Source organism: Streptomyces sp. NPDC048612, assembly GCF_043199295.1.
Lineage (GTDB): Bacteria > Actinomycetota > Actinomycetes > Streptomycetales > Streptomycetaceae > Streptomyces.
Map to the genome: position 1 here is coordinate 52,655 of NZ_JBICVV010000019.1, position 13,748 is coordinate 66,402.

The window sequence follows — 13,748 nt, forward strand, 5'->3', positions numbered from 1 at the left end:
AAAACGAGCAGGAGGGGGAAGTCGCATGGGGCTGTACGTGGAAGCCCGCATCCGTGCCGGGCTCGACGAGGTCTGGGACCGCAGCCAGCTGCCGGACCGGCACCAGCGCTGGGACCTGAGATTCACCGAGATCGACTATCTGCCGTGCGTGCCGGGGGAGCCGCAGCACTTCCGCTACGCCACCCGCGTCCTGCCGCTGCTCACGGTGCACGGCACCGGTGTCTCGGCCGGTGAGCGCAACCGGCCCGACGGCACCCGGACTTCTGCCCTCCGCTTCTCCTCCGCGCACCCGCTGTCGCTCATCGAGGAGGGCCGCGGCTACTGGCGGTACGTCCCGGACGGCGACGCGCTGCGGTTCCTCACCGGATACGACTACCGGCCGCGCTGGGGGCGCTTCGGCCGGATCGTCGACCGGCTCCTCTTCCGGCCGCTCATGGGCTGGGCCACCGCCTGGTCCTTCGACCGGCTGCGGCTGTGGTGCGAGCGCGGAATCACCCCCGAGCGGTCGCTGCGCCACGCCCTCGCCGAGCTGTTCGTCCGTATCGCCGCCGTCCTCGTCACCGCAGCCGTGGTCCCCGCCGCCGTGGCCGTCGGCCCCGTCCTCGCCGTGGCGGGCGCCGCGCTGCTGGTGCCGCCGCGGTCCGTCACCCCCGCGGCCCGCCGCTGTCTGCGACGGCCGCCGAAGCGGGCCGCCGGACGCGGCGGCAACGCCGCCCCCACCGCCCTCCTCGCCACTCTGGAGCAGTCATGACCTCCCTCTTCCAGCGCGCCCTGGGCGCCGACTTCGACCGGCTCCACCCGCAGATCCAGCGGCGTTTCTCCGTCGGGACCGACAGCGGTGAGGCCTGTGTCGGCCGGGGCACGATGGACCGGATCTGGCACGGCCGCAGCTTCGTCCGGCCGTTCCTCGCCCTCGGCAGCAGCCGCAACATCCTCGTCCCGCAAACCGGCCGTAACGTCCCCTTCGTCATCGAGAACGTCCCCTACACGGACTCCTTCGGCCGCGAGACCGTCACCTTCGTCCGGACCTTCGCCTTCCCCGGCCGCCCGCGCCGCTTCGACGCCACCATGGTCTTCAGCCCGGAGCGCGGCTGCGTCGTCGACTACCTCGGCACCCACCAGCACCTCGCCACCGACCTGCACTTCACGGTGGACGACAGCGGCGCCCTGATCATCCGCTCCGGCGCACACCGCTTCCGGGAGGGGCCGGTCGACGTCCGGGTGCCGGACCTGATCGGGGGCGACGCCGTGGTGCGCGAGTCGTACGATGAGACGGCCGGGCGTTTCCGTATCCAGGTACGGGTCGCCAACCGGTGGTTCGGCCCGCTCTTCGGCTACGAGGGGTCCTTCTCCGCCGAGTTCGTGAACGTCGCCGAGCGCGGAGTGCGCGCCGGGCTGCGTCCCCTGCGCGAGGAGATCAGAACATGAGCGCCGACACCCGTACGAAGCTGCTCGCCGGCGCGCTGCAGACACTCATCGAGCAGGGCATCGCCAAGACCTCGGCCCGCAGCATCGCCGCCGCCGCCGGGGTCAACCAGGCCCTGGTCTTCTACCACTTCGGCAGCGTCGACGAACTCCTCGCCGCCGCCTGCCGGCACGGCGCGGAACAGCGCGTCGCGCACTACCGCGAACGCTTCGCGCAGGTCACCAGCCTCGCCGAACTCCTCGAACTGGGACGGGAACTGCACACCGAGGAGCGCGCCGCCGGCCATGTCGCCGTCCTCGCCCAGCTCCTGGCCGGCGCCCAGAAACAGCCCCGCCTCGCCCCCGCGACCGTCGCCGGCCTCGCCCTGTGGATCGAGGAGATCGAACAGGTGCTGGCCCGGGTACTGGCCGGGACCCCGATCGCCGCGTTCGTGGACGTCGCCGGCCTCTCCCGGGCACTCGCGGCGGGCTTCGTCGGCCTGGAACTGTACGAGGGCGTCGACCCGGAAGGCGCACTGGGAGCCCTGGACGCACTGGAACAACTCTCCGGCCTCCTAGGCGTCCTGGAAGACCTGGGCCCGGTCGCCCAACGAGCGGTCCGCGCGCAGCTGCGGCGGGGCACCGCCCGACGCGCCCGAACGGCACCGGACGCCCGTTAGCCGCGGCCAGCTTCGGACGGGAAGGGGAACATCTCGTTTCCCCCTACGGACAGGCCGCGCTGTGGTCAACTGAGCGCTATCTAGCTGTAGACGAGGGGATGATCGTGGATGCCGAGCGTCTCTGTGCACACCTGCGGCAAGGGCCGGAGTGCGTTGACCGGGTGGGGTCCCCACCGGGGATTTCTTCGCGCGCTTCCGCTGGTGGCCGTCCTGCTCACGGGCACCGTTTCCTGCGGAGGGGGTTCCGAGCCCGCGTCGAGCGGCAAGGACCGTTCGACGAAGCCCGTGGCGAGTCCCTCGGCGGAGGCCAAGTCCCCCCGGCCGAAGGTGAAGGGACTGGTCACCTTGGCGGGCACCAATTTCGCCGTCTTCGACGTGAAGACCGGCAAGGAGACAGTGGACGCGTTCCTGCCGCATGACGCCAAGCCCAATGTGTGGAAGAGGGAAGCCTTTTCTTCCGACTGGCGCAACGTCGTCTGGACCACCGGCGAGGGCGAACTCTTCATCGGGGGCTACACAGATGTCGGGCGCGGGACCGGTCTCTACGGGAAGAAGCCCTTGAGGATCGGCGGTCGGCCGACATACTCCGGAGGGAAGCCCGGATACGCCCAGCCTCGATTCGGCCCCGATGGGACGAGGGTGTATTTCCTGGCCAACAACGAAGCGGTGTACTCCGCTGACCCGGAAAAGCCTGAGGACCTCAGGAAGGAACTGGCTCTCCCGAAGGGCACATTTTCCGCAGACGATGAGCTGACCTGGGGCATCACGGACGCCGGTGACGTGGTGAGGACCAAGGTCAGTCGCCCCGGGAAGACACTTGAGGCGACCAGCTCCGACGGGACGAAAACCATCGTCCACACCGACCACGGCTGGTTCCTGAAGGAGAAGGGCAGTTCCGCGGAGCCGAAGCTGCTGTTCGAGAAGCTCGTGACCTCCGACGGAAAGCCCGTGCAGGTCTACGCTGACTTCGGTCCGGGGCTCGACATCATTGGTTGGTACTGAGCGCGGCCGGCCGTCGCGGGTCAGTCTTCTCCCGTACCGCCGTAGTCGGCGGCGGCATGTCGTCCCAGGTATGACAAGAGCCCCCGGCACGCGCCAGGGGCTCTTGGGGCGGAACGGGAGCGTCAGCTTCCCGAGCGCACCGGAATGCTGGTGAACGTCGGGGCCGGGGCCGGGTCCTGGAAGAAGTCGTTGCCCTTGTCGTCGACGACGATGAAGGCGGGGAAGTCCTCGACCTCGATCTTCCAGACGGCTTCCATGCCGAGCTCCTCGTACTCCAGGACCTCGACCTTCTTGATGCAGTCCTGGGCCAGACGTGCCGCGGGGCCGCCGATGGAGCCGAGGTAGAAGCCGCCGTGGGTGCCGCAGGCGTCGGTGACCTGCTGGGAGCGGTTGCCCTTGGCGAGCATGATCTTGGAGCCGCCGGCGGCCTGGAACTGCTCGACGTAGGCGTCCATCCGGCCCGCGGTCGTCGGGCCGAAGGAGCCGGAGGCGTAGCCCTCGGGGGTCTTGGCCGGGCCCGCGTAGTAGACGGGGTGGTTCTTCAGGTACTCCGGCATCTCCTCGCCGGCGTCCAGGCGTTCCTTGATCTTCGCGTGGGCGATGTCGCGGGCGACGACCAGCGTGCCGGTGAGGGCCAGACGGGTCTTGACCGGGTGCTTGGTCAGCTCGGCCAGGACGTCGTCCATGGGGCGGTTGAGGTCGATGGCGACCGCGTCGAGGTCGGGGCCGGCGCCCTCGGTCAGCTCCTCGTCCGTCGTCTCCGGGAGGAAGCGGGCCGGGTCGGTCTCCAGCTGCTCCAGGAAGACGCCCTCGGCGGTGATCTTCGCGACGGCCTGGCGGTCGGCGGAGCAGGAGACCGCGATGGCGACCGGGCAGGACGCGCCGTGGCGCGGCAGGCGGACCACGCGGACGTCGTGGCAGAAGTACTTGCCGCCGAACTGGGCGCCGATGCCGATCTTCTGCGTCAGCTCGAAGACCTTCTCCTCCAGCTCCTTGTCGCGGAAGCCGTGGCCCGTGGGGGAGCCCTCGGCGGGCAGCTCGTCGAGGTAGTGCGCGGAGGCGTACTTGGCGGTCTTCATGGCGTACTCGGCGCTGGTGCCGCCGACGACGATCGCCAGGTGGTACGGCGGGCAGGCCGCGGTGCCCAGCGAACGGATCTTCTGCTCCAGGAACTTCATCATGGAGGCCTCGTTGAGGACCGCCTTGGTCTCCTGGAAGAGGAAGGACTTGTTGGCGCTGCCGCCGCCCTTGGCCATGAAGAGGAACTTGTAGGCGCCGCCGTCGGTCGCGTACAGCTCGATCTGCGCCGGGAGGTTGGAGCCGGTGTTCTTCTCGTCCCACATCGTCAGCGGGGCCATCTGCGAGTAGCGCAGGTTCAGCTGGGTGTAGGCGTCGTAGATGCCGCGGGAGAGCGCTTCCTCGTCGCCGCCCTCGGTCAGGACCTGCTGGCCGCGCTTGCCCATGACGATCGCGGTGCCGGTGTCCTGGCACATGGGCAGGACGCCCGCGGCGGCGATGTTGGCGTTCTTGAGCAGGTCGAGCGCGACGAAGCGGTCGTTGGCGCTGGCCTCGGGGTCGTCCAGGATCTTGCGGAGCTGGGCGAGGTGGGCCGGGCGCAGATAGTGCGAAATGTCGTGCATCGCCTCGGCGGCCAGCTTGCGCAGCGCCTCCGGCTCGACCTTGAGGAACGTCCGGCCGTCGGCCTCGAAGGTGCTCACGCCCTCCGAAGTGACGAGACGGTACGGGGTGGTGTCCTCACCTACGGGGAGCAGGTCGGTGTAGGCGAATTCCGGCATTGAAGGTCATTCCTTACTCGGAGAGGTCCGGCTGGCATCTACGGCAGCGCCTGCACAGCGTAGAACCCTGGCGTCGGTGCGCCGCTGTGAGGTAAGGCTCAGTTGGCGTGTGGCCGGGTCTGTTCGATCCCTGGTCGCGATCTATCGCGTTTCGCTACGCTGAGCCGGTGGATGCAGACAACGGGGGACGTCCGGGCCCTGAGAACCCGCCCGGACCGCTTCAGAAACAGGACCGGACCCAGGAGCGGCAGCCGCTGGACCTGACCAAGACGGCGGCCGGGGCGCCGGCGCCGCCCGCGGTGGCCGAACGCGATATCCGGGCGTCCGACGCGGACCGCGACCGGATCGCCGAGATCCTCCGCGAGGCACTCGCGGAGGGCCGGCTGGACCCGGAGGAGCACGCGGAGCGGATCGACGCGGTCTACCGCGCCAAGACCATGGGCGATCTGGAGCCCGTGGTGCGTGACCTGCCCGCCGGGGGCGGCAGCCGGCCGCGGCCGGACGCGGGCGGCCACGCCTACGGGCCCGCCGCCCCGGTTCCCGGCCAGAATCTCGTCGCCGTCTTCAGCGCCGCCGTCCGCAAGGGCCGCTGGCAGGCCCCGGCGCGGATCAACGCCGTGGCGTTCTTCGGCAGCGTCGAGATCGACCTGACCGAGGCGGTCTTCCCGCAGCAGCAGATCCAGATCAATGTCACGGCGGTCTTCGGCAGCGTCGAGATCCGGGTCCCGGAGAACGTCACGCTGCACAGCAACGGCTCCGGCATCCTCGGCAGCTTCGAGGTCGAGACCCATGACGCGGAGGATGCCGACGCCCCGCAGGTCCAGGTCGACGGCTATGCGGTGCTGGGCAGTGTGGAGGCCAGGCCCAAGCGCGGCGCCTGGATTCGCGATCTGCGCGACCGGCTGCGCGAGGGGCACCAGGAGCTGCGCCGGCAGCTGCGCGACGACCAACGCGACCGCCACGAGCGGCTGCTGGACGACCAACGCGACCGGCGCCGGCGTCTGCGTCAGGAGCAGCGGGAGTGGCGCGAGTGGCACCGCGCCGAGCGCCGTGAGCGCCAGGAGCGCCGGGACCGGTTCCGTAAGGGCGAGGACGGCTGAAGGCGACGGGACGGCCGGCGAGCGTGACCGGCGGGCGGGCCGAGGGGGCGCGCGGAGGCGGGAACGGGCGGACGTTCCGGGGCAGTCCGCCGGTGGGTGTGGGCGTTCTCGGGAGGTTTGTCCGTCGGCGCTTGTCCCGTTGTCGCACGATCGCCACGGTGTGCATAAGCGTGCGCACAGCGGGTAGGGCTGGTGCATCGTCTCTCGTACGGCTGCGGGGTGCGGAAAAAGGCCGTGCGCAGCGAGACGGGCAAGGGTGATTCTCGCGCCGAAGCCGTCGTCAGGAGTAGACCGTGCTGCTACCGCAACAGCCCCTGCAGGATGCCGCTGTCGTTCCGTCCCAGCAAGTGCCTGCTCGCGACGAGGCCGGCCCCTGGCATTCGGAGGCGGTGTGCCGCCGGGACGAAGCCGGGCTGTTCTTCGCCCCGTCCAAGGAGCCCACCGCCGCCCGGCTGGCCAGAGAAGAGGCCGCGAAGCGGGTCTGTGCCCGCTGCCCCGTGATGGTCGAGTGCCGGGAGCACGCGCTGCTCCAGCCCGAGCCGTACGGCGTGTGGGGAGGTCTGACCGCGGCCGAGCGCCGGGTCGTGCTCACCCGTCGGCGCCGCCGCGAGAGCGAGCTCCAGCGCACGGCCCGTATGCCCGCGGCGGGCTGACCGCCGCGGCACCGGCTCCGGCCCGCACGGCGCATCACAGACGCAGGGGTCACCTCGCCCCCGCCGGAGACTCTCCGGCGGGGGCGAGGTGTGTGTACGGGGCGGGCCCTCGGGCCGCCGCCTAGCTGGGGCGCTCGAAGTCCACCGAGCTGTAGGCGCGCAGCTTCGACAGCCGGTGCTGGGAGTCGATCTGGCGGATGGTGCCGGACTTGGAACGCATCACCAGAGACTGGGTGTAGGCGTTCTCGGCGCGGTAGCGGACACCGCGGAGCAGTTCGCCATCGGTGATGCCGGTGGCGACGAAGAAGACGTTGTCCCCGCGGACCAGGTCGTTGATCTCCAGCACCTTGTCCAGGTCGTGCCCGGCGTCCAGCGCGCGCTGCCGCTCCTCGTCGTCCTTGGGCCACAGCTTGCCCTGGAAGGTGCCGCCCAGGCACTTCAGCGCACAGGCCGCGATGATGCCCTCGGGGGTCCCGCCGATGCCCAGCAGCAGGTCCACGCCGGTGCCCTCACGGGCGGCCATGATCGCGCCCGCGACATCGCCGTCGGAGATGAACTTGATCCGCGCCCCGGCCTCCCGGACCTCCTTGACCAGCCCGTCGTGGCGGGGACGGTCCAGGATGACCACCGTGACGTCCTCGACGGCGGACCGCTTCGCCTTGGCGATCCGCTTGATGTTCACGGCCACCGGGGCGTTGATGTCGACGTAGTCGGCAGCCTCCGGGCCCGTGGCCAGCTTGTCCATGTAGAAGACCGCGGACGGGTCGAACATCGAGCCGCGCTCGGCCACCGCCATCACGGAGACGGCGTTCGCCATGCCCTTGGCGGTCAGCGTCGTGCCGTCCACGGGGTCCACGGCCACGTCGCACTCCGGGCCGGTCCCGTCGCCCACGCGCTCGCCGTTGTAGAGCATCGGGGCGTTGTCCTTCTCGCCCTCCCCGATGACCACGACGCCGTTCATCGAGACGGTGTGGATCAGGGCACGCATGGCCTTGACCGCCGCGCCGTCCGCGCCGTTCTTGTCACCGCGCCCCACCCAGCGGCCCGACGCCATGGCACCGGCCTCGGTCACCCGGACGAGTTCCAGGGCGAGGTTGCGGTCCGGAGCCTCCGGGCTGACCTCGAGGGGGGACGGGAGATGATGCTCGGTCATCGAGCGCACCTTTCTGATACGGCGACGGCCGTGGAGGATGAGGGTGATACCGACCTTATCCGTACCGCGCCAAAATGAGCAGAGGGCCCTACGCATGAGCGGCGGCGGGGGAGTGGGGTACCGGGCGTTTGCGCAGGTGACGGGCATCACCGGGGGGCCTGTCGGGTCCGCTCCGGCCATAGGGGACCATAGGGATGTGGCAGGTATGCGAGGCAGGCAAACGGTGCGGGACATGGTCCTGTCGCTGGCGGTGATCGGCATCCTCGTCGGGGCGATCTACATCTTCATCCCGCACGACGAGAGCGCGGACGCGGCGAAGGACGCGGTCAAGACGGTCGACTACCGCGTCGAACTGATCACGGCCCGGCGCACGGCACCGTACGCGGTCGCCGCGCCCGAGGGGCTGCCCAAGACCTGGCGCGCCACCTCCGTGTCGTACAAGGCGAGCGACGACGGCAAGGGTGGCGCCTGGCACCTGGGCCTGCTCGACCCCGAGCAGGAGTACGCGGCCGTCGAGCAGAGCGACGGCGTGCCGCGGAAGTTCATCAAGGACGTCACGCTCGGCGCCACCAAGGCCGAGGGCAAGCAGGCCGTCGGCAGCAAGAAGTGGGACCGCTACCAGGGCGACAGGTACCGCGCGCTGGTCCGTGAGGAGTCCGGGGTGACCACGGTCGTCACGGGCACCGCGCCGTACGGGCGGCTGGCCGACCTGGCCGCCGCGCTGGTGGCGAAGAAGGGCTGAAAAGCGGGGCCTGACGGTCCGGAAACGCGTAGGAGGCCGCCGCACCCGGGAGGGGTGCGGCGGCCTCACGCGTGGAGCGGGGCACCGCGGCCGGCTTCCGCCGGGCGGGCTCAGACGGCGGTGACGGCCTCGTCGAAGGCCAGCCGCGGCGAGCGCGGGAAGAAGGCGTCGTCGCCCGGCTTGCCGATGTTGATGACGAGGAAGGACTTCTGCTTGCCGTCGCCGAAGAACTCCTTGTCGATGCCGGAGAAGTCGAAGCCGGTCATCGGGCCGGCGGCGAGACCGGCGGCGCGGACGCCGACGATGAAGTAGCCGGCCTGGAGGGTGGCGTTCTGGGTGCCGGCCACCTCGCGGGCCGCGGCCTCGGAGAAGAAGGAGTCCTTGATGCCCGGGGCGGCGGGGAAGAGCTTCGGCAGCTTCTCGTGGAAGTCGAGGTCCACGGAGAGGACCGCGGTCAGCGGCGCGCTCAGGGTCTTCGGGCCGTTGGCGCCCATGGCGTGGGTGACCAGGCGCTGACGGGCCTCCTGGGAACGGACCAGGGTGATCCGCAGCGGCGTCTGGTTGAAGGCGGTCGGGCCGTACTTGACCAGGTCGTAGACGGCCTGGATCTGCTCGTCCGTCACCGGCTCGTCCGTGAACGTGTTGGCGGTCTGGGCCTCGCGGAAGAGGAGGTCCTGGGCGGCGGCGTCAAGGGCGAGAGACATAAAGGCACCTCGGTGAGTCAGCTGGGGGGTTCGGGTTCGGCGGTCCCGGCGGCGCCGGTGGGTGCGGAGCCGTCGCAGGGTGCCACCAGGAGTCACTGTAGACGAGATAGATTAAGGTTCAACTAAAATCAGGTTGCTGTGAGTCGGCTCACAGGAACCGGCTCCGCCCCGGGGTCCGGGGCGTGACGGAAGCCTAAGGGTGTGTCCGCGGGAGTCCCGTCCGGCGCGTGGCGCCTAGGTGCGCTCCGCCCCGGCCTCGTCCGACGGCTCCGCCAGGGCCGCGTCCAGCCGCGCCCGGGCACCATCCAGCCAGCGGCGGCAGACCTTCGCCAGCGCCTCGCCGCGCTCCCACAGGGCGAGCGACTCCTCCAGCGTCGTGCCGCCGGCCTCCAGGCTGCGGACGACCTCGATCAGCTCGTCCCGCGCCTGCTCGTAGCCGAGCGTGGAGTCCACCGGGGCCACCTGGGCCGCGCCGGCCGCCGCACCCTGCTCCGTGTCCGCCGCGTCGTCCGTCTTCGCCTTCGCCATGTCTCCCACCCTAAGAGTCCGTCCCTGCACTATTCCGCGGCCGTGGCGGCACCCGGGGCGCCGTCCACCCGCACCCTGAACTCGCCCTCGGCCACCCGGGCCCGCAAGCCGTCGTCCGCTGCGACCTCCCCGGGGGAGCGCACCGCCGTCCCGTCCGGCTTCTGCAGGACCGCGTAGCCGCGCTCCAGCGTCGCCTTGGGGGAGAGCGCGACCACCCGCGCCAGGGTGTGCGCCAGCTCCGAGTCGGCGCGGTCCAGCAGATGGCCCAGGGTCCGCCGGCCGCGCTCCAGCAGCGCCGTGACCTGCTCCTCGCGCTCCTCGACCATCCGCTGCGGCCGCTGTATGGAGGGCCGGTGGAGCGCCGCGGCCAGCCCCCGCTCCTCGCGCTGCACGAAGCCGTCGATGGCGCGCCGCGCCCGCTCCCGCAGCTGCTCGACCCGGGCCAGCTCCTCACCGACGTCCGGCACCACCTTCTTCGCCGCGTCCGTCGGCGTCGAGGCGCGCAGATCGGCGACCAGGTCCAGCAGCGGGGAGTCCGGCTCATGGCCGATCGCCGAGACGACGGGCGTCGCGGCCGCGCTCACGGCCCGTACGAGCTGTTCGTCGGAGAACGGCAGCAGGTCCTCCACGCTGCCGCCGCCCCGGGCCACGATGATCACGTCCACTTCGGGCAGCGCGTCCAGCTCCTGGACCGCCGCGACCACCTGGGGGACCGCGTGCACCCCCTGCACGGGGACGTTGCGCACCGCGAAGCGGACGGCGGGCCAGCGGTGCCGGGCGTTCTCCAGGACGTCCCGCTCCGCGGCGCTCGCCCGGCCGCAGACCAGGCCGATCAGCTGCGGCAGGAACGGCAGCGGCTTCTTGCGGTCCGCTGCGAACAGGCCCTCCGCCGCCAGCGACTTCTTCAACTGCTCCAGGCGGGCGAGGAGTTCACCGACCCCGACCGGCTTGATCTCGGCGGCCCGCAGCGACAGCTGGCCGCGCGGCGCGTACCACTCCGGTTTGGCGTGCACCACCACCCGGGCGCCCTCGCTCACCACATCGGCGACCTTGTCGAAGACCTGGCGGTAGCACGTCACGCTCACCGAGATGTCGTACGACGGATCACGCAGCGTCAGGAAGACCACCCCCGCGCCGGGCCGCCGCGAGAGCTGGGTGATCTGCCCCTCGACCCACACCGCGCCGAGCCGCTCGATCCAGCCGCCGATGAGCCGGGACACCTCGCCGACCGGGATCGGCGTTTCCGGGGACGTAGAAACAGCCATACGAGCGAGAGTAGCGGCGGGCACCGACAGCGGCGGCGGCCGCACGGCCCGTGGCCGGCCGGGAGGCTCCCCGCGAGGGGCGGGCGGAGGCCCGGCGCCTGGCCCGGTCCCCGGCCACCCCGCCCGTCGTCCGCCCCCTCAGCCCCCCGCCCGCGCCCGCCCGCCGTGCTGCACCGCCAGCACCACCAGCCCCGCCACCAGCCAGACCCCGCCCACGAGCTGCGCGGTGCCGGACGCCTCGACGAGCACCGCGGCCACCACCACCAGCCCCAGCAGCGGCACCACCGCGTGCCGCAGCAGACCCTGCCGCCCGCCCCCGGCCTCCCGGCCCCGCCCGGCCGGCGGGCGCCCCCGTCCGCGGAGCCGGAACCAGCCGATCACCGAGGCGTGCAGCAGGCCGAACGCCGTCAGCGCCCCCACGTTCACGATCGACGACAGCTGCTCCAGCCCGTCGTCCCTGCGGGCCGCGCCCACCGCCGCCACCAGCGTCACCAGCGCCGCCGCCAGCAGCGCCCGGCGCGGCGTACCGCTGCCCGCGTCCACCTTCGACATCGCCCCCGGCAGCCGCCGGTCCCGGGCCATCGCGAACAGCAGCCGGCCGGCCGCGGCCTGCCCCGCCAGCGCCGCGAACGCCGCACCGACCGCCTTGCTCACCGCCATCAGATCGTGCAGCCACCGGCCCACCGCCGCGTCGACCGTGGTGTAGAACGCCGTGCCCTGCTCCGCCGGGCGGGCCGCCAGCTCCGCCGCGCTCATCGGCATCAGCAGCGCCGCCAGATACGTCTGCACCGCGAACAGCACACCGGCCACCACCAGACAGGCGAGCACCGCCCGCGCCACCCGGTCGGGACCGGCCGTCGCCCGGCCGCCCGGCCCGCCCCCGGCCTCCTCCGCGAACGACGCGATCGCGTCGAAGCCCAGATAGGACAGCACCGCCACCGACACCGCGGACAGCACCGCCCCGACCGAGAAACCGCCCTCACCGGTCAGCGGCGCGGCCCAGTCCCGCTGCGCCCCGTGGGCGACCAGCTCGGCCACCGCCGCCACCACGAACACCGTGAGCACCACGATCTCCATCGCCAGCACCGCGAACCCGGCCCGCGCCGCGGTCCGTACGCCCGACAGGTTCAGCAGCGTCGTCACGATCACCGCCAGCGCCGTCCACACCCACGGGTGCACCGCCGGCACCAGCGCGTGCAGCGCGATCCCGGAGAACAGATACGCCACCGCCGGAATCAGCAGATAGTCCAGCATCGCCATCCACCCGGCGACGAAGCCCGCGCCCTCGCCCAGCGCCACCCGGGCGTAGGTGTAGACCGAGCCGGCCCGTGGGGCGACCCGCACCATCTGGGCGTACGAGAAGGCGGTGAACGCCATCGCGACCGTCGCGACCAGGTAGACGACGGTGATCGCGCCGTGCGACGTGGCCTCCAGGGTGCCGAAGATGCCGACCGGCGCCATCGGGGCGATGAACAGCAGACCGTAGACGAGCAGATCCCGGAACGTCAGCGTCCGCCGCAGCTCACCGGAAGCGCCGGAGCCCCTGCCGGCGGCGCCGTCCGCCGCCCCGCCCGCCCCGCTGCCGCCCGTGCCCGGCATCCGTGCCTCCTCGCTGCGTGCCGACCTCAGTCTGGGCCAGTGGTGCGATCTTCGGGGGCGGAGGCACGCCCTTACGATGGGACGCATGACTTCCTCGCCCAGCCCGACTCCCGCCACCACCCCGGGCGAAGCCGCTTCGCGCCGCAGGGTCCTGCTCGCCGCCCCCCGTGGTTACTGCGCAGGCGTGGACCGCGCCGTCATCGCCGTCGAGAAGGCCCTGGAGCAGTACGGCGCCCCGGTCTACGTCCGCCACGAGATCGTGCACAACAAGTACGTCGTGAAGACCCTGGAGAAGAAGGGCGCCATCTTCGTCGAGGAGACGGAAGAGGTGCCCGAGGGCAACATCGTCATCTTCTCGGCCCACGGCGTCGCCCCGGTCGTCCACGAGGAGGCCAAGCGCGGCAAGCTCGCCACCATCGACGCGACCTGCCCGCTGGTCACCAAGGTGCACAAGGAAGCCGTCCGCTACGCCAAGGAGGACTACGACATCCTCCTGATCGGCCACGAGGGCCACGAAGAGGTCATCGGCACCAGCGGTGAGGCCCCCGAGCACATCACCCTCGTCGACGGCCCCAAGGACGTCGCCAACGTCGAGGTCCGCGACCCGGAGAAGGTCGTCTGGCTCTCCCAGACCACCCTCTCGGTCGACGAGACCATGGAGACGGTGGACGCCCTCAAGGGCCGCTACCCCAACCTCCTCTCGCCGCCCAGCGACGACATCTGCTACGCCACCCAGAACCGCCAGATCGCGGTGAAGCAGATGGGCGCCGAGGCCGACCTGGTCATCGTCGTCGGCTCCAAGAACTCCTCGAACTCCGTACGCCTCGTCGAGGTGGCACTGGGCGCCGGCGCCCGCGACGCCCATCTGGTCGACTACGCCGAGGAGATCGACGAGGCCTGGCTGGAGGGCGTCGGCACGGTCGGTGTCACCTCCGGCGCCTCCGTCCCCGACGTGCTCGTCCACGGTGTCCTTGACTGGCTCGCCGCCCGCGGCTACGAGGACGTCGAGACCCTCACGGCCGCCGAGGAGTCCATCCACTTCTCGCTGCCCAAGGAACTCCGCCGGGACCTGCGCGCCGAGGCCAAGGCCGCCACCGAGGACTGAGCCGCCCCGCCGCCGGT

General features: G+C 71.5%; 14 protein-coding genes. 8 read left to right on the forward strand and 6 right to left on the reverse strand.

Annotation, left to right across the window (positions count from 1 at the left end):
* Window positions 1-25: 25 nt before the first annotated feature.
* From ACGFN2_RS25590 to ACGFN2_RS25605, 4 genes are all read left to right on the forward strand, one after another.
* Complete coding sequence (locus ACGFN2_RS25590; RefSeq protein ID WP_393364270.1) at window positions 26-751, forward strand: hypothetical protein; 726 nt, start codon at window positions 26-28, stop codon at window positions 749-751.
* Window positions 748-1,428: a DUF4166 domain-containing protein gene (locus ACGFN2_RS25595; RefSeq protein ID WP_362613707.1), complete on the forward strand. Its 681-nt coding sequence runs from the start codon at window positions 748-750 to the stop codon at window positions 1,426-1,428. The genes ACGFN2_RS25590 and ACGFN2_RS25595 overlap by 4 nt, the downstream gene beginning before the upstream one ends.
* Window positions 1,425-2,084 carry a TetR/AcrR family transcriptional regulator gene (locus ACGFN2_RS25600; protein ID WP_362613704.1) on the forward strand — a complete coding sequence of 220 codons (660 nt, stop codon included), beginning with the start codon at window positions 1,425-1,427 and terminating at the stop codon, window positions 2,082-2,084. The genes ACGFN2_RS25595 and ACGFN2_RS25600 overlap by 4 nt, the downstream gene beginning before the upstream one ends.
* A 201-nt stretch (window positions 2,085-2,285) precedes the next feature.
* On the forward strand, window positions 2,286-3,086 hold the full coding sequence (locus ACGFN2_RS25605; protein ID WP_362613703.1) for a hypothetical protein: 801 nt from the start codon (window positions 2,286-2,288) through the stop codon (window positions 3,084-3,086).
* Between the two features lie 122 nt (window positions 3,087-3,208).
* On the opposite strand, the gene ACGFN2_RS25610 is transcribed toward ACGFN2_RS25605, so the two are convergent.
* On the reverse strand, window positions 3,209-4,882 hold the full coding sequence (locus tag ACGFN2_RS25610) for a fumarate hydratase (RefSeq protein ID WP_393364275.1): 1,674 nt from the start codon (window positions 4,880-4,882) through the stop codon (window positions 3,209-3,211).
* 167 nt (window positions 4,883-5,049) lie between these two features.
* On the opposite strand from ACGFN2_RS25610, the gene ACGFN2_RS25615 reads away from it, so the two are divergent.
* Window positions 5,050-5,982, forward strand: a complete 933-nt coding sequence (locus tag ACGFN2_RS25615) for a DUF1707 domain-containing protein (protein ID WP_393364278.1) — start codon at window positions 5,050-5,052, stop codon at window positions 5,980-5,982.
* A 293-nt stretch (window positions 5,983-6,275) separates the two neighbouring features.
* Window positions 6,276-6,635, forward strand: a complete 360-nt coding sequence (locus tag ACGFN2_RS25620) for a WhiB family transcriptional regulator (RefSeq protein WP_362613696.1) — start codon at window positions 6,276-6,278, stop codon at window positions 6,633-6,635.
* Window positions 6,636-6,756: 121 nt separating this feature from the next.
* Here the strand turns inward: ACGFN2_RS25620 and glpX are convergent, their stop codons facing one another.
* The gene (gene glpX, locus ACGFN2_RS25625) at window positions 6,757-7,788 is read right to left on the reverse strand and encodes a class II fructose-bisphosphatase (protein ID WP_362613693.1); all 1,032 of its coding nucleotides are present in this window, start codon (window positions 7,786-7,788) and stop codon (window positions 6,757-6,759) included.
* Between the two features lie 205 nt (window positions 7,789-7,993).
* Here glpX and ACGFN2_RS25630 point away from each other — a divergent pair, with 205 nt between their 5' ends.
* Window positions 7,994-8,530 (forward strand): DUF4245 domain-containing protein, encoded by a 537-nt coding sequence (locus tag ACGFN2_RS25630; RefSeq protein ID WP_393364282.1) that lies wholly within the window; start codon window positions 7,994-7,996, stop codon window positions 8,528-8,530.
* Between the two features lie 110 nt (window positions 8,531-8,640).
* Here ACGFN2_RS25630 and ACGFN2_RS25635 read toward each other — a convergent pair whose 3' ends face one another.
* The 4 genes from ACGFN2_RS25635 to ACGFN2_RS25650 form a co-directional block, all read right to left on the reverse strand.
* Window positions 8,641-9,234 (reverse strand): malonic semialdehyde reductase, encoded by a 594-nt coding sequence (locus ACGFN2_RS25635; RefSeq protein WP_393364285.1) that lies wholly within the window; start codon window positions 9,232-9,234, stop codon window positions 8,641-8,643.
* A gap of 234 nt (window positions 9,235-9,468) precedes the next feature.
* Window positions 9,469-9,762: an exodeoxyribonuclease VII small subunit gene (locus tag ACGFN2_RS25640; protein ID WP_393364288.1), complete on the reverse strand. Its 294-nt coding sequence runs from the start codon at window positions 9,760-9,762 to the stop codon at window positions 9,469-9,471.
* Between the two features lie 29 nt (window positions 9,763-9,791).
* Complete coding sequence (xseA, locus tag ACGFN2_RS25645; RefSeq protein ID WP_362605552.1) at window positions 9,792-11,027, reverse strand: exodeoxyribonuclease VII large subunit; 1,236 nt, start codon at window positions 11,025-11,027, stop codon at window positions 9,792-9,794.
* 138 nt (window positions 11,028-11,165) lie between these two features.
* On the reverse strand, window positions 11,166-12,626 hold the full coding sequence (locus tag ACGFN2_RS25650) for an APC family permease (RefSeq protein WP_393364291.1): 1,461 nt from the start codon (window positions 12,624-12,626) through the stop codon (window positions 11,166-11,168).
* An 85-nt stretch (window positions 12,627-12,711) separates the two neighbouring features.
* On the opposite strand from ACGFN2_RS25650, the gene ACGFN2_RS25655 reads away from it, so the two are divergent.
* Window positions 12,712-13,731, forward strand: a complete 1,020-nt coding sequence (locus ACGFN2_RS25655; RefSeq protein ID WP_362605549.1) for a 4-hydroxy-3-methylbut-2-enyl diphosphate reductase — start codon at window positions 12,712-12,714, stop codon at window positions 13,729-13,731.
* Window positions 13,732-13,748 lie beyond the last annotated feature (17 nt).